Source organism: Nocardiopsis sp. NRRL B-16309 (assembly GCF_001279585.1).
Taxonomy (GTDB): Bacteria; Actinomycetota; Actinomycetes; order Streptosporangiales; family Streptosporangiaceae; genus Nocardiopsis.
On record NZ_LGEC01000022.1, the window covers coordinates 1 to 321 of the forward strand.

The 321-nt window shown below is 71.0% G+C and carries 1 pseudogene; it reads right to left on the reverse strand.

The window, feature by feature from the left end:
- Positions 1-321: pseudogene (locus ADL05_RS04690) on the reverse strand (peptide chain release factor 3); the annotation flags it as partial.

Sequence of the window (321 nt, forward strand, 5' to 3'; positions counted from 1 at the left end):
GCCTGCTCACCGCGCACGTCCGAGGTGAGCACCTGCACCACGCCCTCGGCGTCCAGCTGGGCGATACCGCGCTGGAACTGCTTGTACTTGCCCGCGTCCTTGGCCCGCGCCACCACGAAGTGCTCGGGGGCGAAGCTCGGGATCGGCGGGAACTCCACCTTGGGCCCGTCGTAGAGGGTGTCCCCCACCGCCAGGGCCTGGGCGTTGACCAGCGCGATCACATCGCCGGGGAAGGCCGTGTCGATGGTGGAGCGCTCGGAGCCGAACACCGCCTGGGAGTACTTGGTCGCGAAGGGGCGGCCCGTCGCCGCGTGCGTGAGG